The following is a 26,883-nucleotide window of genomic DNA, read 5'->3' as shown; positions in this document are numbered from 1 at the left end:
GTGCGATACGGCGTGTCGGACGGTTTGTCAGCAGACGATCACCGGCAAGTGCGGCCGTGCCAATACACGGAGCCGCACCGGAGGCGTGAGCAGTGTGCGTGCGGGTACCGCGCGCGCCGGTGGATTTCGTCGGGTGGTGGCCACGACAACGGTTCCTGCCCGGCCTGCTGCCTTCCGGGCTCCAAGCCCCGCCCTGCCGACCCCCACCGGCATCGTAGACGCGCTCGCTACCGCGGCTGCCTCGATCGTCTGCGGTAGAGGCGTGCGACACGCCGTACCCGGAGTGCCTGTACTGCAAACGATCACGGCGAGCGCGGGCGCTTCGTGGCGAAGGGGCGCCGCACCACCAGGCGCCCCATCCGAGTAGCCCACGCCGGATGCCGCCACGCCGGATGCCCGCCGCGCTGGATGCCCGCCGCGCCGATCGAGGTGATGTATGCCGCAAGACGGGCAGGATCGTCACAACTGCTCCTTGATCGACGCGGCGGGTGGACCGGCTGCCGGGCGGCTGGCGCAAGGCGCCCCGGAGGAGGGAATCCGGTGGGGGTGGCGGGGTCGGCTCGGGTAGCCTGGACAGCCACAGGCGTTGACCCGGCCATCACCGGTGAGCCTCCGGAAGAAAAGGCCTCGCGGGTGGATCAGCACCCACGGGCCTGACTAGAACCGGACGGGTTCGGCCCGTGACAGCCGACCAACGAGCGGGCGGTCGCACCATCGGACCGCCAAGCGGGGTGGTACCGCGGGCACGCGGGGCGCCGTGACGGCGTACCGGAGGCTCGTCCTCGCAGACCACGACAGTGAGCTGCACCGAGGAGAGCGACCCGCGATGGCTTATCCGAAGCATGCCCCCGACGGCACCGGCGTGCCGGCGAGCCCCGACCTGCCCGCGGTCGAGGCCCGGGTGCTGGAGCACTGGACGGCCGACAAGACCTTCGAGACCAGCGTCGAGACCCGCGACGCCGGCCCGGACGGCGCCAACGAGTTCGTCTTCTACGACGGGCCGCCGTTCGCCAACGGGCTGCCGCACTACGGCCACCTGTTCACCGGGTACGTGAAGGACGTGGTGCCGCGCTACCAGACGATGCGCGGCCGGCGGGTCGAGCGGCGCTTCGGCTGGGACTGCCACGGCCTGCCCGCCGAGGTCGTCGCGGAGAAGCAGCTCGGCATCACCACCAAGGCCGAGATCGTCGAACTGGGCATCGAGCGGTTCAACGACGCCTGCCGTACGTCGGTGCTCCAGTACACCCACGACTGGGAGCGCTACGTCACCCGGCAGGCCCGCTGGGTCGACTTCGCCAACGACTACAAGACCCTCGACCTGGACTACATGGAAAGTGTCATGTGGGCCTTCAAGACCCTGCACGACAAGGGTCTGGTCTACGAGGGCTTCAAGGTGCTGGCCTACTGCTGGCGGTGCGAGACGCCGCTGTCCAACACCGAGACCCGGATGGACGACGTCTACCGCGACCGGCAGGACCCGACGCTGACCGTCTGGTTCCAGCTCGAGGCCGCGTCAGACGCGCCCGAGCCGGTCGCCGGGCCGGTGAAGGTCGGCGTCTGGACGACCACGCCGTGGACCCTGCCGTCCAACCTGGCGCTCGCCGTCGGCCCGGACATCGAGTACGCCGTACTGGAGCGGGACGGGGAGCGGTTCGTCGTCGGGGCCGCGCGGGTCGGGGCGTACGCCAAGGAGCTCGAGGGGTTCACCCAGGTCGGCACCGTTCTCGGCCGGGACCTGGTCGGGCGCCGCTACACCCCGCTGTTCGACTTCCTGGTGGAGCGGGCCGGCCCGAACGCCTACCAGGTGCTCGGCGCCGAGTTCGTCACCACCGAGGACGGCACCGGGGTGGTGCACCTGGCACCGGCGTTCGGTGAGGACGACCAGGCGACCTGCAACGCGGCCGGGATCCCGACGATCGTCACGGTCGACGAGCACACCCGGTTCACCGCGCTGGTCCCGTCGTACGAGGGTCAGCAGGTCTTCGACGCCAACAAGCCGGTGATCCGGGAGCTGAAGGAGCGGGGGGTGGTGCTGCGGCACGAGACCTACACCCACTCCTACCCGCACTGCTGGCGCTGCGACACCCCGCTGGTCTACAAGGCGGTGTCGTCGTGGTTCGTCGAGGTGACGAAGTTCCGGGATCGGATGGTCGAACTCAACCAGCAGATCAACTGGATCCCGGGGCACGTCAAGGACGGCTCGTTCGGCAAGTGGCTGGCCAACGCCCGGGACTGGTCGATCAGCCGGAACCGGTTCTGGGGCTCGCCGATCCCGGTGTGGAAGTCCGACGACCCGAACTACCCGCGGCTGGACGTCTACGGTTCGCTGGCCGAGCTGGAGCGCGACTTCGGGGTGCAGGTCACCGACCTGCACCGGCCGCAGATCGACACCCTCGTACGACCCAACCCCGACGACCCGACCGGGAAGTCGATGATGCGCCGGGTGCCGGAGGTGCTGGACTGCTGGTTCGAGTCCGGCTCGATGCCGTTCGCCCAGGTGCACTACCCGTTCGAGAACGCGGACTGGTTCGAGCACCACTACCCGGGCGACTTCATCGTCGAGTACATCGGGCAGACCCGGGGCTGGTTCTACACCATGCACGTGCTGGCGACGGCGCTGTTCGACCGGCCGGCGTTCCGCAACTGCATGAGCCACGGCATCCTGCTCGGCGCCGACGGCCGCAAGATGTCCAAGAGCCTGAAGAACTATCCGGACGTCTACCACGTGTTCAACTCGCACGGGTCGGACGCGATGCGCTGGATGCTGATGGCGTCGCCGGTGCTGCGTGGCGGCGACATGGCGGTGACCGAGGTCGGCATCCGCGACGCCGTACGGCAGGTGCTGCTTCCACTGTGGAACGTCTGGTACTTCTTCTCGCTCTACGCCAACGCCGACGGCTACGAGGCGGTGCGCCGTACCGACTCGACGCACCTGCTCGACCGCTACGTGCTGGCCAAGACCGGCGAGCTGGTTTCGACCGTGCAGGCCCAGATGGACGAGTACGACATCTCCGGCGCCTGCGCGACCGTGCGGTCCTACCTGGACGCGCTGACCAACTGGTACGTCCGCCGGTCGCGGGACCGCTTCTGGTCCGGTGACCGCGACGCCTTCGACACCCTCTACACGGTGCTGGAGACGCTGTGCCGGGTGGTGGCGCCGCTCGCCCCGCTCACCGCCGAGGAGATCTGGCGCGGGCTGACCGGGGAGCGGTCGGTGCACCTGACCGACTGGCCGTCGGCCGACGAGTTCGCCACCGCCGGCCCGGCGGGGGCGCTCGACGGACATGCCCTGGTCGCGGCGATGGACGCCACCCGGGACGTCTGCTCGGCGGCACTGTCGCTGCGCAAGGCGAAGGGCCTGCGGGTCCGGCTGCCGCTGCCGGCACTGACCGTGGCCAGCCCGTCGGCCGACGCGCTGCGGCCGTTCGCCGACCTGGTCGCCGACGAGGTCAACGTCAAGTCGGTGGTCTTCACCGACTCGGTCGACGACTACTGCCGGCAGGTGCTGACCGTGGTGCCGAGGGTGCTCGGGCCGCGGGTCGGCGGGCAGGTCCAGGCCGTGATCAAGGCGGTGAAGACCGGCGACTGGGAACTGGTCGACGGGGCGCCGGTCGCGGCCGGGGTGACGCTGGGCGAGGGGGAGTACGAGCTGCGCCTGGTCGCCGCCGACGCCGACCGCTCCGCGCCGCTGCCCGGCGGCGAGGGCGTGGTCGTGCTCGACACCGAGGTCACCCCGGACCTGGCCGCCGAAGGGCTGGCCCGGGACGTCGTACGGGTCGTGCAGCAGGCCCGGCGGGACGCCGACCTGAACGTGTCGGACCGGATCGCGGTGGTGCTCGCCGGCTCGCCGGAGGTCGCGGCCGCCGTCGGGACGCACCGTGACTTCATCGCGCGTGAGGTGCTGGCCGACAGCGTCGAGGTGGCAGCTGAGCTGGCCGGATTCGTCGGCGAGGTTGGTGACGGCGAGCAGGTGACGGTAACCGTCCGTCGGGTCTGACCCGTGCACGTCCCGCCGGACGGGACGCCTAACATCGGTGCGGCGGCGAGGGCCGCCCGCCCGTTGGGCGCGGACCTGGGGAGGGCGCGTGCCGCTGCTCTACACGATCGGTCAGCTCACCGTCGGTAACACGCTGCGGTGGGGCTGGCGGCCGAAGGTGGAGGGGCTGGAGCACGTGCCGGCCTCCGGTGGGGCCGTCTTCGCCGGCAACCACCTCTCGGTCGCCGACGAGTTGTTCCTCGGCGCCGTCGTGCCCCGGCACATCGCCTTCTGGGCGAAGTCCGAGTACTTCGACGGCACCGGGCTGACCGGCTGGGTGAGCCGTACGGTGATGGAGGGGATGGGCGCGATCCGGGTCGAGCGGGGCGGCGGCCGGGCCGCCCTGACCGCCTTCGACAGCGCGATCCCGGTGCTCAAGGCCGGTGACCTGGTGGCCGTCTATCCGGAGGGCACCAGGTCACCGGACGGCCGGCTCTACCGCGGCCGTACCGGGGCGGCCCGGCTGGCGATGCAGGCCGGGGTGCCGATCATCCCGGTCGGCATGATCGGCACCGACAAGGTCCAGCCGATCGGGGCCCGGGTGCCCCGGCTCGGCAAGATCACCGTACGGTTCGGCAAGCCGCTGGACCTGACCGGCCGGTCGGCCGACCGCAAGTCGCTGCGCGAGATCACCGACGAGACGATGGCCGAGATCCAGAAGCTGACCGGCCAGGAGTACGTCTCCCGCTACGCCCCACCCCGCCAGCCCACCCCCTGACCTTTCTTCGCGATCTTGCACTTGTCGCCCGGCAAACCGAACAAATGGGGGAGACAAGTGCAAGATCGCGAGGTCACGGGGCGCGGGAGCCGCGGTCGCGTTCCTGGGCCAGCACGGCGGGCAGGTCGTCGACCTGTTCGAGCTGGCGCAGCGAACGGGTCATCCGCACGTTGCCGCCGAGGCGGTCACGGGACCGGTCGAGGAAAGCCCAGTAGCCGGCGGTGAAGGGGCAGGCGTCCGCGCCGAGCCGGTGCCGCGGGTCGTAGCGGCAGCCGCCGCAGTAGTCGCTCATCCGGTTCACGTACGACCCGCCGGCCGCGTACGGCTTGGTGCTCATCCGGCCCAGGTCGGCGTACTGGCTCATGCCGACGACGTTGGCGGTCATCACCCACTCGTAGCCGTCGACGAAGCTGCGGTGGAACCAGTCGACGAGTTCGCCCGGCCGCCAGCCGCGTTGCAGCCCGTAGTTGCCGAGCACCATCAGGCGCGGGATGTGGTGCACCCAGCCCCGGTCCCGTACGCCGGCGAGCACGTCGGACAGGCAACGGGCCCGTACGGCGTCGGCGTCGAGGTCGGCGAACCAGGCCGGGATCGAGCGGTTGGCCGCCAGCCGGTTGCTGGCCCGGTAACCGGCGTCGAAATACCAGTAGAGGTGCCAGACGAAGTCGCGCCAGCCGATGAGCTGCCGGACGAAACCCTCCACGCTGGACAGCGGCACTCCGTCGGCACGGTGGGCCCGCTCGGCGCGGCGTACGGCCTCCATCGGGTCGAGCAGGCCGAGGTTGAACGCCGCCGAGAGCATGCTGTGCGCCATCGCCGGGTCGGTCGACAGCATCGCGTCCTCGTACGGCCCGAACAGCGTCAGCCGGTGGTCGACGAAGTGCCGTAGCCGGGCCAGTGCCTCGGCACGGGTCGCCGGGAAGCGGCGCGGGCCGTCCCGGCCGACGAACTCGATCCCGTCGGCCGCCCAGCGGTCCAGATCCTCGCGTACCCCCGCGTCGATGTCGTCCTCGACGATCTCCGGCGGGGCCGGTACGTCGATCCGGGTCGCCCCCTTCGGCGGCGGCTGGCGGTTGTCGGCGTCGAGGTTCCACCGCCCGCTCACCGGGACCTCACCGTCCATCAACACGTCGTGCAGGCGCCGGGCGTGGCGGTAGAAGTCCTCCAGCCGCAGCGCCCCGCGCCGCTCGTCGGCCCAGGCCACGAAGTCGGCCGGCGCGGTCACGAAGCCGCGTGGCGGCAGCATCGTCACCCGGTCGAGGCCGCGCACGAACTCCCTCGCCCGGCGCGAGGTCGGTTGGCAGACCTCCAGCGGCTCGTCGACCTGCCGCAGCGCGTCCCGGTAGGTCTCGGTGCGCAGGTGGACGGCCCGGTCGCCGAGTTCCGCGGCCCGGTGCCGCAGCGCGGACAGGACCAGGTGGGCCTTCTGCCGGTGGAAGGCACGACGCCGGAACACCGCCCTGGACTCCACGAGCAGCACCGGCTGCTCCGGATCGTCGAGAAAGTGCGGCCCGAGCTGATCCGCGAAGATCCAACGCCGCACCATGCCCCGATTCTGCCCCGGTACGCCGTTGCGGGCACGCTTACCGACGTATCCGATGATCCGACCGAACGGCCACCGGTGACCGGATGGTCCGGTGCCGGAGGCGGTCGTTCCGGTGAGGCGGCCGGTCAGCCCCGGGTGATCACGACCGTACGCATCTCGCCGAGCAACCGGGCGCTGTCGTCGACCGACAGCCGGGTGAACAGGCCGGCGCCGAGACTGCCGTGGTCGGCCCAGGCGCACAGCACGACCGCGGTCTCACCCTGCCGGCCGGTGCCGCAGCGCTGGTAGGTGCCCCGGATCCCGGTCTCGATCGGCTCGACCCCGGTGAGCCGGTATTCGCCGGTCAGCCGGGTGATTTCCTCGCTGAGGTCGCTCTCCGGGCTGAACCGGTAGCCGGTGCTGCCGAACAGCGTGACCCGCTTGCCGTTGGGGGCCGAGTAGATGCCGGCGAAGGTGTCGCCGGTGATCAGGGCGGCGATGCCGAGATCCTGCTCGAGTTGCCGGGCCGCCTCGACGCTGTCCGGATCGTCGCGCAGGGTCATGCCGGCCAGTTCGGCGGGCAGGGCCGCGGCGGCCGGGTACTGCTCCCACATCGGCTTGCCGAAGTATGCCGGGCAGCCGCAGCAGCAGGCGATCGTGAACAGGGTCAGGAACACCATCACCAGCGGCCAGCGCCGGCGGCGCCGGACCGGCACCGCGACGTATCCCGGCGGCGGACGCCAGCCCGGCGGCACGACCTGCGGCGGGCCGTACGGGGGCTGGGCGCGTCGGTCCCGCCGGCCGCTCCGGGGCGGCTTCGGCGGGCGGGTGGGCCGGTCGGCCGGTGGAAGTGGCGGGTGTGGGCGGGGGGCAGCGGGCGGCGGCTCGGCGACCGCCGGGAACGGTCGGGTCGGCGGGTTGGCCGGCGAATGTCCGGCCCACGGGTCGCTGTCCGCCCACGGGTCGACCGGGGCACCGTGCTGCAACGCCTCGCGCTCGACGATCGGCAGTTCGAGGGTCGGGTCGCGCGGCGGCTCCGGCCGCGGTGACCGGCCGGCGGGCAGGTCGAGGTTCCAGCGGCGCCGCTTCGGGGTCGCCGGCGGCACGGCTGCCGAGCCGGTCCAGATCGGCGCGGTCGGCGGCTCGTCGGGGCCGGTCGCCGCGCCCGGTCCGCCGGGTGGCGGCAGGGCGGCGGTGTCGGCGGTGTCGATGTCGTCCGCGGCCGGCGGCGCCGGTGGTACGGACTGGACCGGCGGGCCGGACGGAACCGGTGGCCCGGCGGGAACCGGTGGCCCGGCGGGGACCGGTGGCGCGGAGACCGGTGGGGCGGGGGAAGCCGGTGGCGCGGCGACCGGCGGCGCCGACGGAACCGGCGGCGCGGGGGAAGCCGGCGGCGACGGGACCGGTGGCGGGGAGGTGTCCGCCGGGCTCGACGGTGCCGCTGCGGGCGGTGTCGCTGCGGGCGGTGTCGGTTCCGGGCGGGCGGGCCACAGCGGCTCGGGTGCCTCTGGCTGGTCCGCCGGTCGATCCCCGTCCGGCTGCGGCATCGCGTCGTTCTCCTCTCACGCCAGTCCGAGGTTAGTACCGATCCTCCACCGCCCCTTCGATGCACCCGACCGGGCCCGCTCGGCGGCCGGCCCGCCCCTGGTCGGGCCGGAGGTGGGCGGCGTCGGGCGGCCGGCCGGGCGGACCGCGTACCCTTTGTGGTTGGTCCCTGTCCAGGGACGTCGGGAGGTTTCATGAGCGCCGCGTCGGCCACCACGAGCAGGCCCGCGACCCACTCCGTCTGGTCGCGGCTCGAACCGCTGCTGCCCCAGATCGGCAAGCCGATCCAATACGTCGGCGGCGAACTGGGCGCGGTGGTCAAGCAGTGGGAGGACACCGCCGTCCGCTGGGCGCTGATGTATCCCGACGCGTACGAGGTGGGACAGCCGAACCAGGGCGTCCAGATCCTCTACGAGGTGCTCAACGAGCTGCCCGACGTGCTGGCCGAGCGGACGTACGCGGTCTGGCCGGACCTGGAGCGGCTGATGCGGGAGCACGAGGTCCCGCAGTTCACCCTGGAGGCGCACCGGTCGGTGCGGGCCTTCGACCTGTTCGGGGTCTCGTTCTCGACCGAGCTGGGCTACACCAACCTGCTCACCGCGATCGACCTCGCCGGCATTCCGCTGCTCGCCGCCGACCGGGGCGACGACGACCCGGTGGTGCTGGCCGGCGGGCACGCCGCGTTCAACCCCGAGCCGATCGCCGACTTCATCGACGCGGCCGTGCTCGGTGACGGCGAGGAGGCCGTACTCGAGATCACCGCGATCGTGCGGGAGTGGAAGGCCGAGGGGTCGCCGGGCGGCCGCGACGAGCTGCTGCTGCGGCTGGCCCGCACCGAGAGCGTCTACGTGCCCCGGTTCTACGACGTCGACTACCTGCCCGACGGGCGTATCCGGCGGGTGGTGCCCAACCGGGCGGACGTGCCGTTCCGGGTGCACAAGCGGACCACGATGGATCTCGACGCGTGGCCTTACCCGAAGAAGCCGATCGTGCCGCTGGCCGAGACGGTCCACGAGCGCTACGCGGTGGAGATCTTCCGGGGTTGCACCCGGGGCTGCCGGTTCTGCCAGGCCGGCATGATCACCCGGCCGGTACGCGAGCGGTCGATCACCACGGTCGCCCAGATGGTCCACGACGGGCTGGAATACTCCGGCTTCTCCGAGGTCGGCCTGCTCTCGTTGTCGTCGGCCGACCATTCCGAGATCGGCGACATCTGTTCCGGGCTGGCCGAGCAGTACGAGGGCACCAACGTCTCGCTGTCGCTGCCGTCGACCCGGGTCGACGCGTTCAACATCGACCTGGCCCAGGAACTGTCCCGCAACGGCCGGCGGACCGGTCTGACCTTCGCCCCCGAGGGCGGGTCGGAGCGGATCCGCAAGGTGATCAACAAGATGGTGTCGGAGGAGGACCTGATCCGCACCGTCGTCACCGCCTACAGCAACGGCTGGCGGCAGGTGAAGCTCTACTTCATGTGCGGGTTGCCCAGCGAGACCGACGAGGACGTGCTCCAGATCGCCCGGCTCGCCCACGAGGTGATCAAGGCTGGCCGGGCGGCGACCGGCTCGAAGGACATCCGCTGCACGGTCTCCATCGGCGGGTTCGTGCCCAAGCCGCACACCCCGTTCCAGTGGGCGTCGATGCAGACCCCGGAGGTCATCGACAACCGGCTCAAGCTGCTCAAGCAGGCGATCAACAGCGACCGCTCGCTGGGCCGCGCGATCGGCTTCCGCTACCACGACGGCGAGCCGTCGCTGATCGAGGGCCTGCTGTCGCGCGGCGACCGCCGGGTCGGCGCGGTGATCCGCCGGGTCTGGGAGGATGGCGGGCGCTTCGACGGCTGGAGCGAGCACTTCTCCTACCAGCGCTGGGTCGACGCCGCCACCAAGGTGCTGCCGGAGTTCGGGGTCGACCTCGACTGGTTCACCACCCGCGAGCGCGAGGAACTGGAGGTCCTGCCCTGGGACCACCTCGACTCCGGGCTCGACAAGGACTGGCTCTGGCAGGACTGGCAGGACGCCATGTCCGGCTACGAGCAGGACGACTGCCGTTGGACGCCGTGCTTCGACTGCGGGGTCTGCCCGTCGATGGACACCGAGATCCAGATCGGCCCGACCGGGCGCAAGCTGCTGCCGATCACGCCGGTCAACCCGGGCCTGAAGGTGCCGACCGCGGGCTGAGTCTCGGCCCCACCTTCTCAAGGAGCAGGAAGATCAGTAGGAAACCACAGCCGGAAGGCGGCCAGGCGCCGGTGGTCCAGCGGATCCGGATCCGCTACGCCAAGCGCGGGCCGCTCCGGTTCACCTCGCACCGCGACTTTGCCCGCGCCTTCGAACGGGCGCTGCGCCGCGCCGGCGTACCGATCGCCTTCTCGCAGGGGTTCACCCCCCACCCGAAGATCTCCTACGCCAGCGCGGCGCCGACCGGGGTGGCCAGCGAGGCCGAATACCTGGAGATCGGGCTGCGGGAGACGGTCGATCCGGTTGAGCTGCGGCTGGCGCTCGACGCGGCGTTGTCGCCGGGCCTGGACGTCCTCGACGCCGTCGTGGCGAGCGGTGGCAGTCTCGCCGACAGGATCGACGCGTCGCACTGGCGGATCGAGCTGCCCGAGGTCGGCGAGGCGGTTGCCCGCGCCGCGGTGACCGCTTTCACGTCCGCGTCCGAGGTGCTGGTCGAGCGCATGACGAAGCAGGGCAGACGTACCTTCGACGCCCGTGGCGCGGTCCACCGGCTGGAAGTGATCGAGGTGCGCGAGGCACCTTCCGAGGTCACAGCCGTACCGTGTGCGATACTCGACCTAGTCGTACGGCAGGTGACCCCCTCCGTGCGACCCGATGACGTTCTAGCTGGCCTCCGCGTGGTGGCCGACCTGGAGCCGCCGGTATCGCCACGGGCGACCCGGCTGGCGCAGGGCACGCTGACCGCGCAGGGGGACGTCGCGGATCCGTTGGAGGCGGACCGCGTCGGAGCGCTCATCGGTGAACGCTAGCCGGATTCCGGTCGGCGGTCAGTAGCCAGACTTCGGCGGCCAGGTGCACCTCACGGCCGCCGGAAACACCTTTGCGGCATCCCTGCGTGGCAGCGCTCACCCGCGCCCGGGGCAGCCAGAACTGGAGAACGTCCATGCTCGACAACGAGCCCGAGGGCGGCGAACGGACCGGATCACAGCCGGCCGCAGAAACCGCTGAAACGACACCCGTCCGCCGTACCCGTACGACCCGCCGGCGGACCGCCGCCGCCACCGAAGCCGCCGCGGAGCAGCCGGCCGGCGCCGAACCGGCCCCGGCCGCCGACCTGCCGGCGGAACAGCCGCCGGTCAAGGTGGTACGCCGCCGCCGCAAAGCGGCCGTAGCGGAACAACCCGACGATACGGGTGTGTCTTCGCAAGAAGCCACGAACACTCCGAATGTTAGCGATTCGGGCGCCGCCGAGGCCGCCGCCGTACCGGTGAAGGCGACCCGGACCCGCCGCAAGAAGGCCGTACCGGCCGCCGCCGAGGCTCCGTCGGCGGCCGCCGAACCGGTCACCGAGGCTCCCGCCGCCGGCCCGGTCAGCACGGACCCGGCCCCGGTCGGCGCCGTCGGTGAGCCGGTCGTCCCACCCGCGCCCGACGCGACCCCGCCGGCCGAGGCCGCCGAGCCGGTCGAGGAGGCACCCCGGACCCGCCGCCGCCGGGCCGCCCTGTCGGCACCGACCGTGCTGTTCATGGCCCCCGAACCGGAGGAGCAGCCGAAGCCGCGGCGCCGCCGGGCCGCGGCCGAGCCGGTCGAGGAGGCCCCCTCGCCCGTCGAGCCCGCCGCCGCACCCGACGCCGAGGAGGAGGCGGCCACCGAGGTCGCCGAGCCGACCCGTCGCCGGCGGCGCGGACGCCGTACCGCCGAGGTCACCGAGGCGGTGACCGAAGAGGAGGAGGCCGCCGCCGAGGACGAGGAGGAGGCCGCCGAGGCCGAGGCCGACGAGGAAGACGAGGACACCGACGAGACCGGCGAGGTCCGCCGTCGGCGCCGGCGCGGCCGGCGCGGTCGCGGCCGGGGCAAGGGCGGCGCCGACGAGGGCGACGAGGACGAGGAAGAGGCCGCCGAGGCGCAGGCCGACGAGGACGAGGAGACCGACGAGGGCGACGAGGGCGAGGGGCTGACCCGCCGCCGCCGGCGGCGCCGTCGCAAGGGCGCCGGCGACGCCGAGTCGGGCGCCGACGACGGCGTACACACCGTCGTACGCATCCGCGAGCCGCGCCGGACCACCGACGAGGTGCAGGGCGTCTCCGGCTCCACCCGGCTGGAGGCCAAGCGGCAGCGCCGCCGGGACGGACGCGAGCAGCGGCGTACCCGTCCGCCGATCCTGAGCGAGTCGGAGTTCCTGGCCCGCCGCGAGGCGGTCGACCGCGTGATGGTCGTACGGCAGCGCGGCGACCGCACCCAGATCGCCGTCCTCGAGGACGGCGTCCTGGTCGAGCACTACGTCACCCGGGCGTCGGCCGGCACGATGGCCGGCAACGTCTACCTCGGCAAGGTGCAGAACGTCCTGCCCAGCATGGAGGCGGCGTTCGTCGACGTCGGCCGGGGCCGCAACGCCGTGCTCTACGCCGGCGAGGTCAACTGGGACAGCACCGGTCTGGAGGGCCGGGCCCGGTCGATCGAGCAGGCCCTGCGCTCCGGCGACTCGGTGCTCGTACAGGTCACCAAGGACCCGATCGGCCACAAGGGCGCCCGGCTGACCAGCCACATCGCGCTCTCCGGGCGGCACCTGGTCTACGTACCCGGGGGCAACGCCTCGGGGATCAGCCGAAAGCTGCCCGACAACGAGCGCAAGCGGCTGCGCGACATCCTCAAGAAGCTGATCCCGGAGGGCGCGGGCGTCATCGTCCGCACCGCGGCCGAGGGCGCCACCGAGGACGAGCTGGCCCGTGACGTGAAGCGGCTCCAGGCGCAGTGGGAGGACATCCAGGCCAAGGCCGCGCAGGGTGGTGCGCCCGCGCTGCTGTCCGAGGAGCCCGACCTGGTCATCCGGGTCGTCCGGGACCTCTTCAACGAGGACTTCCGCGAGCTGGTCGTACAGGGCGACGACGCGTACGAGATGGTGGAGTCCTACCTGGCGCACGTCTCGCCGGACCTGGTGAACCGGCTGCGGCGGCACACCGCCGTGGCCGACGTCTTCGCCGAGCTGCGCATCGACGAGCAGATCCTCAAGGGGCTGGACCGCAAGGTGTTCCTGCCCTCCGGCGGCCACCTGGTGATCGACCGCACCGAGGCGATGACCGTGGTCGACGTCAACACCGGCAAGTACACCGGTGCGGGCGGCAACCTGGAGGAGACGGTCACCCGCAACAACCTGGAGGCGGCCGAGGAGATCGTGCGCCAGCTCCGGCTGCGCGACCTCGGCGGCATCGTGGTCATCGACTTCATCGACATGGTCCTGGAATCCAACCGTGAGCTGGTCCTCCGCCGGCTCACCGAGTGCCTCGGCCGGGACCGCACCAAGCACCAGGTCACCGAGATCACCTCGCTCGGCCTGGTGCAGATGACCCGTAAGCGGATCGGTGCGGGGCTGCTGGAGGCGTTCAGTGAGACCTGCGACTGCTGCAAGGGCCGGGGTCTGATCATCCACACCGAGCCGGTGCCGGAGAAGCCCAAGGGCGGCGGCGGTGCCGCGGAGCGGGTCAAGGCGGTCGCCGCGGCCCCGGCCGCGCCGGCGACGACCACCGCGCCGGCCCCGGCCACCACCACCTCCGGTACCACCCGGCGCCGGGGGCGCAAGGTCACGGTCGCCGAGCCGGCGCCGCCGCCGGTGTCGGAGTACGAGGACACCATGGGCTACGACCTCTCGCGCTACGAGACCGAGACGTCGAACGGCGTGGTGGAGACGCCACCGGTGGAGCCGACCCGGCTGGCCGGTGCCGACGATCCCGACGCCGTCGACGAGGCGGGCGAGGACGACGACGAGGCGGGCTCGACCGGGCGGCGCCGTGCCCGCCGGGGCGGCACCCGGCGCCGTACCCGGCCGTAGCACCCGCGGCCGGTACGGCTGTGCCGGCTGTCGGCCGGTGTGCCACACGGGATGTGAACGGGCGGCCTGAGCTGCCCGTTCACCCCCGGAGCCGGCGCCGGCGGCGCTACGCTGTCCTCACCAAGGTCAACTGTTGATCCCTCCGGCCCGCGGGGGCCGCCGGGTGGTTGTGGAAACCCCCGCGCCACCCGGCGTCCTTCCCCGCCGGCCGGAGGCGGTGCCACCGGCGGTCGCCGCGGCGGAGCCGGCGGGCGGCGCGGGCGTGCCGCGACGCCCGGCTCGGGTTAGGGTCGGGCGGGGCCGCGGGTGGACCGACCCGGGCCGGTCCCGACGCCCACCCCCTCCGGGAGACCAACACATGCGACGCCTGCTGGCCGCCGCCACGCTCGCCGCCACCCTCCTCCTCGGCGCCGGCTGCTCCGGTGACGAACCCACCGCGGCCCCGTCCCCGGGCGGCACCGGGTCGGCCACCCCGACCGCCGCCACCCCGTCCGCCGACCCGACCGGCACGCCCTCCGTAGAGGGATCGCAGCCGGGGTCCGCTCCCGCACCCGGCACGTCGGTGGCACCGGCCGGCGGCAACGCCCGCGAGGTCTGCGAGACGGCCAGCAAGGCCGCGGCCGGCGCGGCCGACACCTACATCACCCAGCTGGGCGCGATGATGCAGGCGACCGCCTCCGGCGACACGGCCGCCGCCGACGCGGCGCGTACGAAGGCCGAGGCGGCCCTGAAGAGCTGGTCCGGGGCAATGCGTGAGCAGGCCGGCCGGGCCACCGACGCCCGGCTCAAGGCGGTGCTGGGGGAGATCGCCACCGAGGTCGACTCGATGAAGGCCGACGTGACGAGCGTCGACGGTATGAAGCTCGACGAGTTGCAGCAGCGCCTGGACGCGCTCTGCGGCAACTGACCCCCGGCCCCCGGGTGGGGCCGGTTTGGGAGCCGGGACGACCATGGCGTACGCTAACCTGCGGCGCACCTGCGTGCGCAAGGTTGTCGCGTGCCTACTTCCGAGTGTGGCCACCGAACAGCCACCAGTCATCCGCCAGCAGCCAACGACAGGAGTCCGCGTCTCATGTACGCGATCGTCAAGACCGGCGGCAAGCAGTACAAGGTCGCCGAGGGCGACGTGATCGAGGTCGAGAAGCTCGCTGGTGCCCCCGGCGACGCGGTGAAGCTGTCCGCGGTGCTCCTCGTCGACGGTGACGACCTGGTGACCGACGCGGCGAAGCTTGCCGAGGTCGAGGTGTCCGGCGAGATCGCCGCGCACACCAAGGGTCCGAAGATCCGGATCCACAAGTTCAAGAACAAGACCGGCTACCACAAGCGTCAGGGTCACCGCCAGCCGCTGACCCAGGTCAAGGTAACCGGCATCTCCAGCGGGAAGTAGGCGTCCAGATGGCTCACAAAAAGGGTGCGTCCAGCTCGCGTAACGGTCGTGACTCAGCGGCCCAGCGGCTCGGCGTCAAGCGTTTCGGTGGGCAGGTGGTCAGCGCCGGCGAGATCCTGATCCGTCAGCGCGGCACCAAGTTCCACCCGGGCGACCTGGTCGGCCGTGGCGGCGACGACACGCTGTTCGCCCTGGCCGCGGGCGCGGTCCAGTTCGGCACCAAGCGGGGTCGCAAGACCGTCAGCATCGTGCCGGCACAGCAGTAGCTTCCTCGTCGAAGCGGGCCGCGGACACCGTCCCGGCCCGCTTTCGCGTTTCCCAAGGTTGAAAGGATCACGTCGTGGCGACGTTCGTTGACCGGGTCGTCCTGCACCTGCAGGCCGGCGACGGCGGGCACGGCTGTGTCTCCATCCACCGGGAGAAGTTCAAGCCGCTCGGTGGACCGGACGGCGGCAACGGCGGCCACGGCGGCAGCGTGTCGCTGGTGGTCGACCCGCAGGTGCACACCCTGCTCGACTTCCACTTCCGGCCGCACGTCAAGGCCGAGAACGGCAAGGGCGGCGCCGGCTCGAACCGGGACGGGGCGAACGGCACCGACCTGGTCCTGAAGGTGCCGGACGGCACCGTCGTACAGACCTCCGACGGGGAGGTGCTGGCCGACCTCGTCGGCGCAGGCACCACCTTCCACGTGGCCGAGGGCGGGCGCGGCGGCCGGGGCAACGCCTCACTGGCCAACTCCCGTCGTAAGGCGCCCGGCTTCGCCGAACTCGGCGAGCCCGGCGACCGGCTCGACGTCGTCCTCGAACTGAAGAGCGTCGCCGACGTCGGCCTCGTCGGCTTCCCGTCGGCCGGCAAGTCGTCGCTGATCTCGGTCATCTCCGCGGCCAAGCCGAAGATCGCCGACTACCCGTTCACGACGCTCGTACCCAACCTCGGTGTGGTGCAGGCCGGCGAGCAGACGTTCACCGTCGCCGACGTACCGGGGCTGATCCCGGGGGCGGCCACCGGCAAGGGGTTGGGCCTGGAGTTCCTGCGCCACATCGAGCGGTGCTCGGTGCTGGTGCACGTGGTCGACGCGGCGACCATCGAACCCGGCCGCGACCCGCTCGCCGACATCGACGCGATCGAGGCCGAACTGGAGGCGTACGGCGGGCTCGCCGACCGGCCCCGGCTGGTCGTACTGAACAAGATCGACGTACCCGACGGGCGCGACATGGCCGACATCGTCCGGGCCGACGTGGAGGCGCGTGGCCTGCGGGTCTTCGAGACCAGCGCGGCGACCCGCGAGGGGCTGCGCGAACTGAAGTACGCGATGGCGGAACTGGTCACCCAGGCCCGGGTGCGGGAGGTGCCGGCCGAGGCCACCCGCATCGTGATCCGCCCGACGGCGGTCGACGACGCCGGGTTCACCATCGAGCAGGCCGCCGACGGCGCGTTCGTCGTCCGCGGTCCCCGACCCGAACGCTGGGTGCGCCAGACCAACTTCGACAACGACGAGGCGGTCGGCTACCTCGCCGACCGGCTGGCCCGGCTCGGCGTCGAGGACCAGCTCGGCAAGTCCGGCGCGGAGCCTGGCAGCCTGGTCCGGATCGGCGACCGCGAGTTCGACTGGCAGCCGACCCAGTACGCCGGAGCCGAATTCGTACCCGGTGCGCGGGGCACCGACGTGCGGCTGGAGGAGCGGTCCGGCCGGGCCACGGCGGCCGATCGGCTCGCCGCCCGCAAGGCCCGCCGCCAGCGGTTCGAGGACCGGCTGGAGCAGCCGGCGGAGCGGGACACCGACGCGGAGTCGTAGCCGGCCGGGCGGCGCGGGGGTGGTACCGACGCCGATCTGTCTCGGGCGGGCCGGGGAAGGTCCATACTCGGGCAACCTTCCGGAAATCAGACCCTCCTACAGTTGGTCCGTGTTGATCGAGCGTCGCGCGCCCACCGACCCCGAACTCGCCGCCCTGGTGACCACCCAGCAGCGTGAGCTGCGCGAAGCCGACGGCGGGCTGGACGGGCAGGTGTTCATGCCGCACGACGACGCCCGCTACCTGGCCGGGGTCGTCGACGGCCGGACCGTCGCCTGCGGTGCCGTCCAGGCACTTGACGCGCAGACCGCCGAGATCAAACGCATGTACGTCCGGCCGGCGTACCGCCGGCGGGGCCTTGCCCGTCAGCTCCTCACCGCACTGGAGGAGCTGGCGTACGAGTCCGGGCACACGACCGTACGGCTGGAGACCGGGGTGTATCTGCCGGTCGCGATCGGGCTCTACCTCACGGCCGGCTACGAGAAGATCCCGGTGTACGGCGAGTACGTCGACAACCCGTACAGCGTGTGCTTCGAGAAGCGGCTGCCGGTGCCGGCCTGACCTTTCAGGGGGCCGGCCGGCCTTCCGGCTCAGGCGACGTCGAACTCGCCGTCCTGGGCGCCACCGACGAACGCCTCCCACTCCGAGCGGGTGAACACCAGCACCGGACCGTCGGGGTCGGCGGAGTTGCGCAGGCCGATCAGGTCGTCGACGAAGGCGACCTCGACGGCGCCCTGCGCGGCGTCGCCCTCCGCGCGCTGCCACACTGCCCGGGACAGGTCGAAGTCGCCCTTCGGGTGCTCGGTGACGGTGGTTTCCTGCTGTACGTGATCGGTCACGGGGGCCAGGCTATACGTATCCCGGTTGCGGTGTGGGGCAGGATGTTGGGATGACCAGCCTCACGAGGGCCGAAGCCGTCGACCGCGCCGAACTGCTCACCGTCGAGTCCTACGACATCGATCTCGACCTGACCACGTGCGACACCCGTTTCCGGTCGACGACGACGATCCGGTTCCGCGCCGCCCGGCCCGGCAGCGCCACGTTCGTCGAGGTCAAGCCGGCGGAACTGCGCTCGGTACGGCTCAACGACACCCCCGTGGACGCGGCCGGTCTCGACGGCAACCGGCTGCCCCTTTCCGGCCTGCGGGCCGAGAACGTGCTCGTCGTCGAGGCCGAGATGGCATACACCCGTACGGGTGAGGGGCTGCACCGGTTCGTCGACCCGGCCGACGGCGAGACCTACCTCTACGCGATGTCGTTTCTGGACGACGGGCAGCGGATCTTCGCCAGCTTCGACCAGCCCGACCTGAAGGCACCGGTCACCCTGTCGGTCACCGCACCGCAAGACTGGATCGTGGCCGCCAACGGCGCGCTCGACGGCACGGTCACCGACGGCCGCCGGCGGTTCGTGACGACCCGGCCGCTGGCGACGTACCTGGTGTCGCTGATCGCCGGCCCCTACCACGCCCGGTACGACGAGCACGACGGCATACCGCTGGCGATCTACTGTCGACGGTCGCTCGCCGCGCACCTGGACAAGGACGCCGACGAGATCTTCACCGTCACCAGGCAGTGCCTCGACCGGTTCCACCAGCTCTTCGACGTGCGCTATCCGTTCGGCAAATACGACCAGGCGTTCGTGCCCGAGTTCAACGCCGGTGCGATGGAGAACCCCGGGCTGGTCACGATCCGCGACGACTACGTCTTCCGGTCGGCGGTCACCGACAGCCAGCGCGAGCTGCGGGCCTGCACCATCGCGCACGAGATGGCCCACATGTGGTTCGGCGACCTGGTCACCATGCGCTGGTGGGACGACCTGTGGCTCAACGAGTCGTTCGCCGAATACCTCGGCAGCCGGGTGACCGCCGAGGCGACCCGGTTCACCGCCGCCTGGACCACCTTCGGCCTGCGCCGCAAGGGCTGGGGGTATGCCGCCGACCAGCGCCCGTCGACCCACCCGGTGGCGCCCGTGGAGGTCGCCGACTCCGCGCAGGCGCTGCTCAACTTCGACGGCATCTCGTACGCCAAGGGCGCTTCGGTGTTGCGGCAGCTCGTCGCCTGGGTCGGTGACGAGGCGTTCCTGGCCGGGCTCAACGCCCACTTCGCCGAGCACGCGTACGGCAACGCCACGCTCGCCGACCTGCTCGCCGCTCTCCGCCGGGCCGGCGGCCGGGACCTGTCCGGCTGGGCCGCCAGTTGGCTGCGCGAGGCGCAGGTCAACACGCTGCGCGTCGAGGCCGAGGCCGAGGCCGAGGTGGACGGTGCCGGCCGCTACGGCGAGGTCGCCGTCGTGCAGACCGCTCCGGCGAGCCATCCGGTGCTGCGTCCACACCGGATCGGGCTCGGCCTCTTCGACCGCTCCGGCACCGGTGTCGTACTGCGTGAACGGCTCGAGATCGACCTCGACCCGGCCGTCGACGGCGGGCGTACGGTCGTCGAGGGGTTGCGCGGCCAGCCCGCCGCCGACCTGCTGTTGCCGAACCACGGCGACCTCACCTTCGCCAAGGTGCGCCTCGACCCGGCGTCGGTCGCGGCCGTACCGCTGATCCTGCCGCTGCTCGACGACTCGCTGGCCCGCGCGGTGCTGTGGACCGAGATGATCGAGGCGGTACGCGACGCCGAGCGGCCGGTCGGCGAGCTGGTCGCCCTGATCCTCGCCGCGCTGCCGGTGGAGACCGAAGCCGTCGTGGTGGAGGACGTGCTGGGCGCGGCCGGTCGGTTGATCGACCGCTACCTCGACCCGGCGGGCCGCTCGGTCGCGCGTGGTCTCGTCGCCCAGGCGTGCGACCGGCTCCTCGCCGGTGCCGCGCCCGGCGGATCGGTGCAGTTGGCGGCGGCGCACGGGCTGATCGCGGCGGCCGACGACCCGGCCCGGCTGGCGGCCTGGCTGGCCGGCGACGGGGTGCCGGCCGGCATCGAGGTCGACGACGACCTGCGCTGGATGCTGCTCCACCGGCTGGCGGTTTTCGGCGCGGTCGACCAGGCGGCGATCGACGCCGAGGCGGCCCGCGACCGCAGCGCGGCGGGAGCCGAATGGGCGGCCAGGTGCACCGCCGCCCGGCCGGACCCGGCCGCCAAGGAGCGGGCGTGGCGGGAGATCGTCGGTGACCTCGAACTGTCGAACCGGTTGATCGAGGCCCGGGCGGCGGGGTTCTGGCAACCCGAGCAGGTCGAGCTGACCGGGTCCTACGTGGAGCGGTACTTCGCCGAGATGCCGGAGATGGCGCGGGTCCGTACGCCATGGGTGGCGGACGAGATCGCGCAACTGGCGTTTCCGGCGTACGCGGTCGACCCGCGGACCCGGGAACTGGCGGCGGCTCTGCTGGCCCGCGACGACATCGAGCCGGGCCTGCGCCGGATGGTGACCGACGCCGACGACGACCTGCGCCGGGCCCTGGCGGCCCGGACCGGCCGCTGACCCCGGTGGTCGCCCGCGCGCCGCGGGCGACCACCGTTCGGAGATCGGCCTGCGATCGCCCGCACGTCGGCGGGACCGTGACGGGCGACACCGGGCGCGGTGGTCGAAGATCGGCCTACGATCGGTGGCGTGGCGGACGGCACGCGGCGGATCGGGATCATGGGTGGCACGTTCGACCCGATCCATCACGGACACCTCGTGGCGGCCAGTGAGGTCGCCGACCGCTTCGGGCTCGACGAGGTCGTCTTCGTGCCGACCGGGCAGCCGTGGCAGAAGGAGGACGTGCCGGTCAGTCCGGCCGAGGACCGCTACCTGATGACGGTCGTCGCCACCGCCTCGAACCCGCGTTTCCAGGTGAGCCGTGCCGACGTCGACCGGGACGGGCCGACGTACACCGTCGACACGCTGCGGGACCTGCGGGCCGAGTACGGCCCCGACACCCGCCTCTTCTTCATCACCGGTGCCGACGCCCTGGAGAAGATCCTCTCCTGGAAGGACACCGACCAGATGTTCGAGCTGGCGCACTTCATCGGGGTGACCCGGCCGGGCTTCGAACTGTCCGCCGCCCACCTGCCCGACGACGCGGTCAGCCTGGTGCGGGTGCCGGCGATGGCGATCTCGTCGACCGACTGCCGGGCGAGGGTCGCGGCGGGCAAGCCGGTGTGGTACCTGGTGCCGGACGGGGTTGTGCAGTACATCGCAAAACGACGCCTTTACCAGACGTGATTCGCCCTTCTCGTCCTGTTTGTCCCGAGTAACCGAGCGGCTGCCGGCCGGTCTCATGTGAGAGGCTAGACGGGTCTTACGCTCGACCAGAAGGAGAACGGTGACAGTTTCCGACCGCGCCCGCGAACTCGCGCTGGCTGCCGCCCAGGCCGCCGCCGACAAGAAGGCGCAGGACGTCGTCATCATCGACGTCGGGGACCAGCTCGTCATCACCGACGCGTTCCTGCTCGCCTCGGCGCCCAACGAGCGCCAGGTGATCGCCATCGTCGACGCGATCGAGGAACGCCTGCTGAACCTCCCCGAGAAGGCCAAGCCCGTACGCCGTGAGGGTGAACGGTCCGGCCGGTGGGTGCTGCTCGACTACGTCGACGTGGTGATCCATGTGCAGCACTCCGAGGAGCGGGAGTTCTACGCCCTGGACCGGCTGTGGAAGGACTGCCCGACGATCCCGTTCGTCGACCGCGACCTCGTCGACGCCGAGGCGGGTGCCGGCGAATGACCCGGCTGCTGCTGTGGCGGCACGGCAACACCGACTGGAACGCGGTCGACCGGGTGCAGGGCCAGACCGACACCGCCCTCAACGACCTGGGGCGCGAGCAGGCTCTCGCCGCCGCGCCGCTGCTGGCCGCCATGCGGCCGGACGCGATCGTCGCCAGTGACCTCCAGCGGGCGCGGGACACCGCCGACACCCTGGCCGCCCTGACCGGCCTGCCGGTCGGCGCCGACCCCCGGCTGCGGGAGCGTCACTACGGCCTGTTCCAGGGGCTCACCTCGCCCGAGATCGCCGAGCGCTACCCGGCCGAGTACGCCCGCTGGCGGTCCGGTGACCAGTCGCCCGGCTGCGAGGTCGAGAGCCTCGACGACATGGGCAAACGGATGGCCGAGGCGTTGCAGGCGGCCGCCGACGCCAACCCGGGCGGCACGGTGGTGATCGCCACCCACGGCGGCGCCGCCCGCCAGGGCATGGGGCACCTGCTCGGCTGGCCGACCTCGATCCTGCACACCGTCGGCCCGCTCCAGAACTGCCACTGGACCGAGTTGCGCCTCGAAGCCGGCCGGGGCTGGCGGCTGCGCGCCCACAACGTCGGCGTCAACCCCGCGACCACCATCCCCGCCGGCATCTGACCCGACCCACACCACGCCTTCCGGGCCGCTTGCCGCCGTTCACCCGATCGGCGACGGCGGCCCGGATCGGCTACGGTGCCGGAATGTCCGTCGCGGTCGTCACCGACTCCACCGCATACCTGCCGGTCGAGTTGGCCGGCGCCCACGACCTGACCGTCGTGCCGTTGTCCGTGGTCGTCAACGGTGTGGACGGCAGGGAGGGCATCGACATCAGCACGGGCCAGGTTGCCCGGGCCCTGACCGCACGGCGCGCCGCGGTCACCACTTCGCGCCCCGCCCCCGAACAGTTCGTCGAGACCTACCGGCGGCTGCTCGACGGGGGCGCCACGGCGGTGCTCTCGGTGCACCTGTCCGCCGAACTGTCCGGCACCGTCGACGCCGCGCGGATCGCCGCCGCCGAGATCGGTGAGCGGGTGGCCGTCGTCGACGCCCGGTCGACCGGGATGGGACTCGGCTTCCCGGCGCTCGCGGCCGGCGCGGCCGCCGCCCGCGGCGCCGACCTCGACCGGGTACGGCAGGTCGCCCTCGACACGATCGACCGCACCAGCACCCTGTTCTACGTCGACACCCTGGAGTTCCTCCGCAAGGGTGGCCGGATCACGGCGGCCTCCGCACTGCTCGGCACCGCGCTGTCGGTCAAGCCGATCCTGCACGTCGTGGGCGGGGCGATCGTCATCCGGGAGAAGGTTCGTACGCCCAGCCGCGGCCTGGCCCGCCTCGTCGACCTGGCCGTCGAGGCGGCGGCCGACGCCGAGGTGGACGTGGCGGTGCACCACTTCGCCGCGCCGGAACGGGCCGCCGGACTCGCCGAGGCGCTCACCGGCCGGCTGGGGGAGCGGCTGCACGACGTGTATGTCACCGAGATCGGAGCGGTCGTCGCCGCCCACGCCGGTCCGGGACTCGCCTGCGTCGTCGTCCACCGCCGACCCTGAGCGGCCCTCTCCCGCCGCCCTAGCAGAGAACGGCATGATCAGGGCGTCGTCCACAGGGGGCCCGGTCGTCCACAGGCCGGCATCTCGGGACCACCGGTTCCCGGCCCGCCGCCATAACGTCGCCGCGTGTCCGACGATGACGAGACGGTCGTACGGCAGCGCCTGTTGCGCCTGGCCGACAGCGGGGACGGGCCCGGTGCCGACGTACGCCCGCCGTTCCTGGACCCGTTGCGGCAGCCGCTGCGGGTCATGTCACCCGAGCACGATCCGTGGCCCGGTGATCCGCCGGCGACGCTGACCGCCGGTGCGGCACCGGCCGGGGACACCGTTTCCGCCCGGCGCCCGGGTCCGATGGGCCCGTCGTCCGACCGGCTTGCCCGCCCGGCTGGCCTCGCGACCGACCGGCGTGCCGGCCCGGCGGGGGCCGCGCGGACGGGGGCCGGACCGGCGGGGGCCGGACCGGCGGGGGCCGGACCGGCGGGGGCCGGACCGGAGCCGCCGGTCGAATGGCCCGGTGAGGACGCCGACCCGCCGCCGGACCGGTCCGACGATCCGGGGGAGTGGCCGTGGCGGCTCCGCGACCGGTGGGCCGCCGGTGACCCGGCGCCGGACGGTGTGACCGACCACCGGGCCGGCCCGCCGCCCCTTCCGGCGCGGGCACCGGCGTGGGATGTGGAGACCGACTCACCGCCCCCCGACGCGCCGGACGGGACGTCGCCGAGCCGGCTCGGCGGCGCCCGGGCGTTCGACCCGGGGCGGCGGGGAGTGAAGGCGCTCGCGGCCGTCGCGGTGGTGGTGGTCGCCGTGGCCGCCGGCTGGGCCTGGTGGGCGCGGCCACGGGAAGAGCCGGTGGTGTCCGCGTCGATGGACCCGACCGTCGTGGACGCCCCCGCCGAGCCGGGCACGTCACCGGCCGCGACGGAGGTGGTGGTCGCCGTCGCCGGCCGGGTGCACCGTCCCGGCCTGGTCCGGCTGCCCGCCGGGTCCCGAGTCGCGGACGCCCTCACCGCCGCCGGTGGTGCACTACCCGGAGTCGACGTCGCGCTGCTCAACCTCGCCCGCAAGCTGGTCGACGGGGAACTGATCCTGGTCGGCGTCACCGCGCCGCCCGGTGCCGAGGGCGCGGCCGGCGCCCCGGTGGGTGGGGGCGCGCCAGCGGCGCCGGGCGGGAAGCTCAACCTCAACACCGCCACCCTCGCCCAGTTGGACGGTCTGCCCGGGGTGGGGCCGGTGCTGGCACAGCGCATCCTCGACGCCCGTGAACGGCGTGGTGGCTTCCGCAGCGTGAGCGATCTGCGGCAGGTCGACGGGATCGGGGACAGTCGCTACGACGAACTGAAGGACCTGGTGACGGTGTGAAGGCCGGCGACAGGGAAGACCGGCCCGCCGCGGACCCGCCCGACCTGAGACTGGCGGGATTCGCGGTGGCGACCTGGATGTCCGCCCTGGGGGCGCTCCACTGGCCGCTGGCGGTCACCGTCGCGGTCGCGGCGGGAGCCGTACTGGCCACGCTGCTCCTGCTCCTCGTGCCGGCGGCGTCCGGGCCGTTGGTGCCCGGGCCGGCGGCGTCCGGGCCGTTGGCGCCCGTGCCGCTGACAGCCGTGTCGTCGGCGTCGGTGCCGGCGGCACCGGTCGACCGGGCGCCGCCAACCCGCCGGTGGCTCCGGCGGCCCCGGCCCGGCCACCGGCTCTGGATCGCCGTTTCGGTGCTGCTGGGCCTGCTCTGCGGCAGCGCCGCGGCGGGCGCCCGGGTCGCCGTCCGCGACGCGGGGCCGGTCACCGGTCTCGTTGCCGGCCGGGCCCCGGTAACGGTCGAACTGGTCGTACGCGACGATCCCCGGCCACTCACCGGGGCCGCCGGTCGGCCTCCGCTCTACCTGGTCCGGGCCCAGACCTCCTGGATCCGGTCCGACGAGGGCGGCCGGATCGACGTCCGCCTGCGCCTGCTCGTGCTGGCCACCGACGCCGGCTGGCGGCACCTCCTGCCGGGGCAACGGCTGACCGCCACCGGTCGGCTCGCGCAGTCGCGCGGCGGCGACCTGCACGCCGCCGTGCTCAACACCGGGACCGCGCCGGTCCTGGCCGGCGAGCCGTCGTGGGCGCAGCGTGCCGCCGGATCCCTGCGGGCCGGCCTCCAGCGGGCCTGTGCGCCGTTGCCCGTCGAACCCGGTGGCCTGCTGCCCGGCCTGGTCGTCGGTGACACCAGCCGGCTCGATCCGGCGGTCGAGGAGGACTTCCGGGCCACCGGCATGACACACCTGGTCGCCGTGTCCGGATCGAACGTCGCGATCGTGGTCGGGCTGGTGCTGCTGCTGGCCCGCTGGGCCCGCGCCGGACCGGGGCTCGCCGCCGTCGCGTGCACCCTGGCGCTGGTCGGCTTCGTGGTCCTGGCCCGGCCGTCGCCGAGCGTCGTACGCGCCGGCACGATGGGCGCCATCGCGCTGATCGGGCTGGCGATGGGCCGGCCCCGGGCCGCGCTGCCCGCCCTCGGCGCCGCGGTGACGGTGCTGGTCGTCTACGACCCCGAACTGGCCGGCGATGCCGGGTTCGCGCTGTCCGTACTCGCCACCGGCGGCCTGCTGCTGCTCGCACCCCGGATGCGGGACGCGCTGCGCCGGCGCGGAACCCCGGCCTGGCTCGCGGACGCACTCGCGGTGCCGGCCGCCGCCCAACTCGCCTGCGGACCCGTGGTGGCGGGCCTTTCGGGCACGGTCAGCCTGGTGGCCGTACCGGCGAACCTGCTGGCGGTTCCGGCGATCGCGCCGGCCACCGTGCTCGGCGTCGCCGCCGCCGTGGTGTCCCCGCTCTGGCCGGCCGGGGCCGAGTTCGCGGCCTGGCTCGGCGGCTGGCCGGCGTGGTGGCTGGTCGTCGTGGCCCGCTACGGCGCCCGCGCCCCGGCCGGCACCCTGCCCTGGCTCGACGGTGTCGTCGGCGGCCTGTCGTTGGGCCTGCTCACCCTCGTGGTGGTGCTGCTCGCGCGGCACCCGGCCGTACGGCGGCTGCTGGCGGTCGGTGTGGCGGCGGTGGTCGTCGGGGCGTTGCCGGTGCGCCTGGTCGCCCCGGGCTGGCCGCCGTCGGGCTGGGTGGTCGCCATCTGCGCGGTCGGGCAGGGCGACACGGCCGTACTCCCGATCGCGACGGGGCGTGCGGTCGTGATCGACGCCGGACCGGATCCGGCGGCGGCCGACCGCTGCCTGCGCCGCCTCGGGATCCGGGAGGTGTCGCTGTTGGTGATCAGCCATTTCCACGCCGACCACGTGGCCGGCCTCGACGGTGTGCTGCGCGGTCGCCGGCTCGGGGCGGTGGTCACGACCGGGTGGCCGGAGCCGGTCGCCGGCCACGACGCCGTGGCCCGGGCCGCCGCCGCCCGGGGCGTCGGCCCACGCCCGGTCGCGGCCGGCTGGCGGTTCGCGGCCGGACGGGTGGAACTCACCGTGGTCGGCCCGCCGGAGCGGCTTTCCGGCACCCGGTCCGATCCCAACAACAACTCGCTCGTCCTGCGGGCCCGGGTCGGCGCGGCCACCATGATGTTCACCGGCGACGCCGAGGAAGAGGAACAGCGGGCACTGCTCGAGCGACTCGGCCCGGCCGGTCTGCGGGCGCGGCTGCTCAAGGTTCCCCACCACGGGTCGGCGTACTAGCACATGCTACCGTACTTTTTTCTGTCGGTCGAAC

General features: G+C 72.9%; 18 protein-coding genes and 2 pseudogenes. 17 read left to right on the top strand and 3 right to left on the bottom strand.

Features of this window, described 5'->3' with window-relative positions; translation table 11 throughout:
- The first annotated feature begins 826 nt into the window (after positions 1 to 826).
- A complete protein-coding gene (gene ileS / locus AB0I42_RS31890) occupies positions 827 to 3,997 on the top strand; it encodes an isoleucine--tRNA ligase (RefSeq protein ID WP_357543235.1) in 3,171 nt (1,056 codons plus the stop codon).
- Positions 3,998 to 4,085: 88 nt separating this feature from the next.
- The gene (locus tag AB0I42_RS31885) at positions 4,086 to 4,754 is read left to right on the top strand and encodes a lysophospholipid acyltransferase family protein (protein ID WP_357543233.1); all 669 of its coding nucleotides are present in this window, start codon (positions 4,086 to 4,088) and stop codon (positions 4,752 to 4,754) included.
- Between the two features lie 73 nt (positions 4,755 to 4,827).
- Here the strand turns inward: AB0I42_RS31885 and AB0I42_RS31880 are convergent, their stop codons facing one another.
- Both AB0I42_RS31880 and AB0I42_RS31875 read right to left on the bottom strand, forming a co-directional pair.
- Positions 4,828 to 6,300, bottom strand: a complete 1,473-nt coding sequence (locus tag AB0I42_RS31880; protein WP_357543231.1) for a cryptochrome/photolyase family protein — start codon at positions 6,298 to 6,300, stop codon at positions 4,828 to 4,830.
- A 125-nt stretch (positions 6,301 to 6,425) separates the two neighbouring features.
- Positions 6,426 to 7,826: a hypothetical protein gene (locus AB0I42_RS31875; RefSeq protein WP_357543229.1), complete on the bottom strand. Its 1,401-nt coding sequence runs from the start codon at positions 7,824 to 7,826 to the stop codon at positions 6,426 to 6,428.
- Positions 7,827 to 8,018: 192 nt separating this feature from the next.
- Here AB0I42_RS31875 and AB0I42_RS31870 point away from each other — a divergent pair, with 192 nt between their 5' ends.
- The 8 genes from AB0I42_RS31870 (at position 8,019) to AB0I42_RS31835 (ending at position 17,568) form a co-directional block, all read left to right on the top strand.
- On the top strand, positions 8,019 to 10,001 hold the full coding sequence (locus AB0I42_RS31870) for a TIGR03960 family B12-binding radical SAM protein (protein WP_357543227.1): 1,983 nt from the start codon (positions 8,019 to 8,021) through the stop codon (positions 9,999 to 10,001).
- Positions 10,002 to 10,072: 71 nt separating this feature from the next.
- Positions 10,073 to 10,810 carry a TIGR03936 family radical SAM-associated protein gene (locus AB0I42_RS31865; protein ID WP_357543225.1) on the top strand — a complete coding sequence of 246 codons (738 nt, stop codon included), beginning with the start codon at positions 10,073 to 10,075 and terminating at the stop codon, positions 10,808 to 10,810.
- Between the two features lie 134 nt (positions 10,811 to 10,944).
- On the top strand, positions 10,945 to 13,827 hold the full coding sequence (locus tag AB0I42_RS31860) for an Rne/Rng family ribonuclease (RefSeq protein WP_357543223.1): 2,883 nt from the start codon (positions 10,945 to 10,947) through the stop codon (positions 13,825 to 13,827).
- Positions 13,828 to 14,185: 358 nt separating this feature from the next.
- Positions 14,186 to 14,734, top strand: a complete 549-nt coding sequence (locus AB0I42_RS31855; RefSeq protein ID WP_357543221.1) for a hypothetical protein — start codon at positions 14,186 to 14,188, stop codon at positions 14,732 to 14,734.
- A 165-nt stretch (positions 14,735 to 14,899) separates the two neighbouring features.
- Positions 14,900 to 15,214, top strand: a complete 315-nt coding sequence (gene rplU, locus AB0I42_RS31850) for a 50S ribosomal protein L21 (RefSeq protein WP_212821820.1) — start codon at positions 14,900 to 14,902, stop codon at positions 15,212 to 15,214.
- Between the two features lie 8 nt (positions 15,215 to 15,222).
- Positions 15,223 to 15,480 carry a 50S ribosomal protein L27 gene (gene rpmA / locus AB0I42_RS31845; protein WP_184536332.1) on the top strand — a complete coding sequence of 86 codons (258 nt, stop codon included), beginning with the start codon at positions 15,223 to 15,225 and terminating at the stop codon, positions 15,478 to 15,480.
- A 74-nt stretch (positions 15,481 to 15,554) separates the two neighbouring features.
- Positions 15,555 to 17,009 carry a GTPase ObgE gene (gene obgE / locus AB0I42_RS31840; RefSeq protein ID WP_357543219.1) on the top strand — a complete coding sequence of 485 codons (1,455 nt, stop codon included), beginning with the start codon at positions 15,555 to 15,557 and terminating at the stop codon, positions 17,007 to 17,009.
- Between the two features lie 109 nt (positions 17,010 to 17,118).
- On the top strand, positions 17,119 to 17,568 hold the full coding sequence (locus AB0I42_RS31835; RefSeq protein WP_357543217.1) for a GNAT family N-acetyltransferase: 450 nt from the start codon (positions 17,119 to 17,121) through the stop codon (positions 17,566 to 17,568).
- A 29-nt stretch (positions 17,569 to 17,597) separates the two neighbouring features.
- Here the strand turns inward: AB0I42_RS31835 and AB0I42_RS31830 are convergent, their stop codons facing one another.
- Entirely contained in the window at positions 17,598 to 17,846 is a 249-nt protein-coding gene (locus tag AB0I42_RS31830; RefSeq protein ID WP_357543215.1) for a DUF397 domain-containing protein, read from the bottom strand.
- A 50-nt stretch (positions 17,847 to 17,896) separates the two neighbouring features.
- Between AB0I42_RS31830 and pepN the strand changes: the two genes are divergently transcribed.
- The 7 genes and pseudogenes from pepN to AB0I42_RS31795 form a co-directional block, all read left to right on the top strand.
- Positions 17,897 to 20,425: an aminopeptidase N gene (gene pepN / locus AB0I42_RS31825; RefSeq protein WP_357543213.1), complete on the top strand. Its 2,529-nt coding sequence runs from the start codon at positions 17,897 to 17,899 to the stop codon at positions 20,423 to 20,425.
- A 129-nt stretch (positions 20,426 to 20,554) separates the two neighbouring features.
- Complete coding sequence (gene nadD, locus AB0I42_RS31820; protein WP_357543211.1) at positions 20,555 to 21,151, top strand: nicotinate-nucleotide adenylyltransferase; 597 nt, start codon at positions 20,555 to 20,557, stop codon at positions 21,149 to 21,151.
- A 100-nt stretch (positions 21,152 to 21,251) separates the two neighbouring features.
- Positions 21,252 to 21,650, top strand: coding sequence for a ribosome silencing factor (rsfS, locus tag AB0I42_RS31815; RefSeq protein ID WP_357543209.1), 399 nt, complete (start codon positions 21,252 to 21,254; stop codon positions 21,648 to 21,650).
- A complete protein-coding gene (locus tag AB0I42_RS31810) occupies positions 21,647 to 22,276 on the top strand; it encodes a histidine phosphatase family protein (protein WP_357543207.1) in 630 nt (209 codons plus the stop codon). The genes rsfS and AB0I42_RS31810 overlap by 4 nt, the downstream gene beginning before the upstream one ends.
- Before the next feature lie 83 nt (positions 22,277 to 22,359).
- The gene (locus AB0I42_RS31805; protein ID WP_357543205.1) at positions 22,360 to 23,208 is read left to right on the top strand and encodes a DegV family protein; all 849 of its coding nucleotides are present in this window, start codon (positions 22,360 to 22,362) and stop codon (positions 23,206 to 23,208) included.
- 720 nt (positions 23,209 to 23,928) lie between these two features.
- A pseudogene (locus AB0I42_RS31800) lies at positions 23,929 to 24,567 on the top strand (ComEA family DNA-binding protein); the annotation flags it as partial.
- Positions 24,568 to 24,644: 77 nt separating this feature from the next.
- Positions 24,645 to 26,846 (top strand): annotated as a pseudogene (locus AB0I42_RS31795) (ComEC/Rec2 family competence protein); the annotation flags it as partial.
- Positions 26,847 to 26,883: the final 37 nt, after the last annotated feature.

Origin of the sequence: Polymorphospora sp. NPDC050346, from assembly GCF_040655695.1 — a bacterium.
GTDB classification, from domain to species: domain Bacteria; phylum Actinomycetota; class Actinomycetes; order Mycobacteriales; family Micromonosporaceae; genus Polymorphospora; species Polymorphospora lycopeni.
Note: the sequence above shows the minus strand (reverse complement) of the source record. Positions and strands in the feature narration are given on the sequence as shown.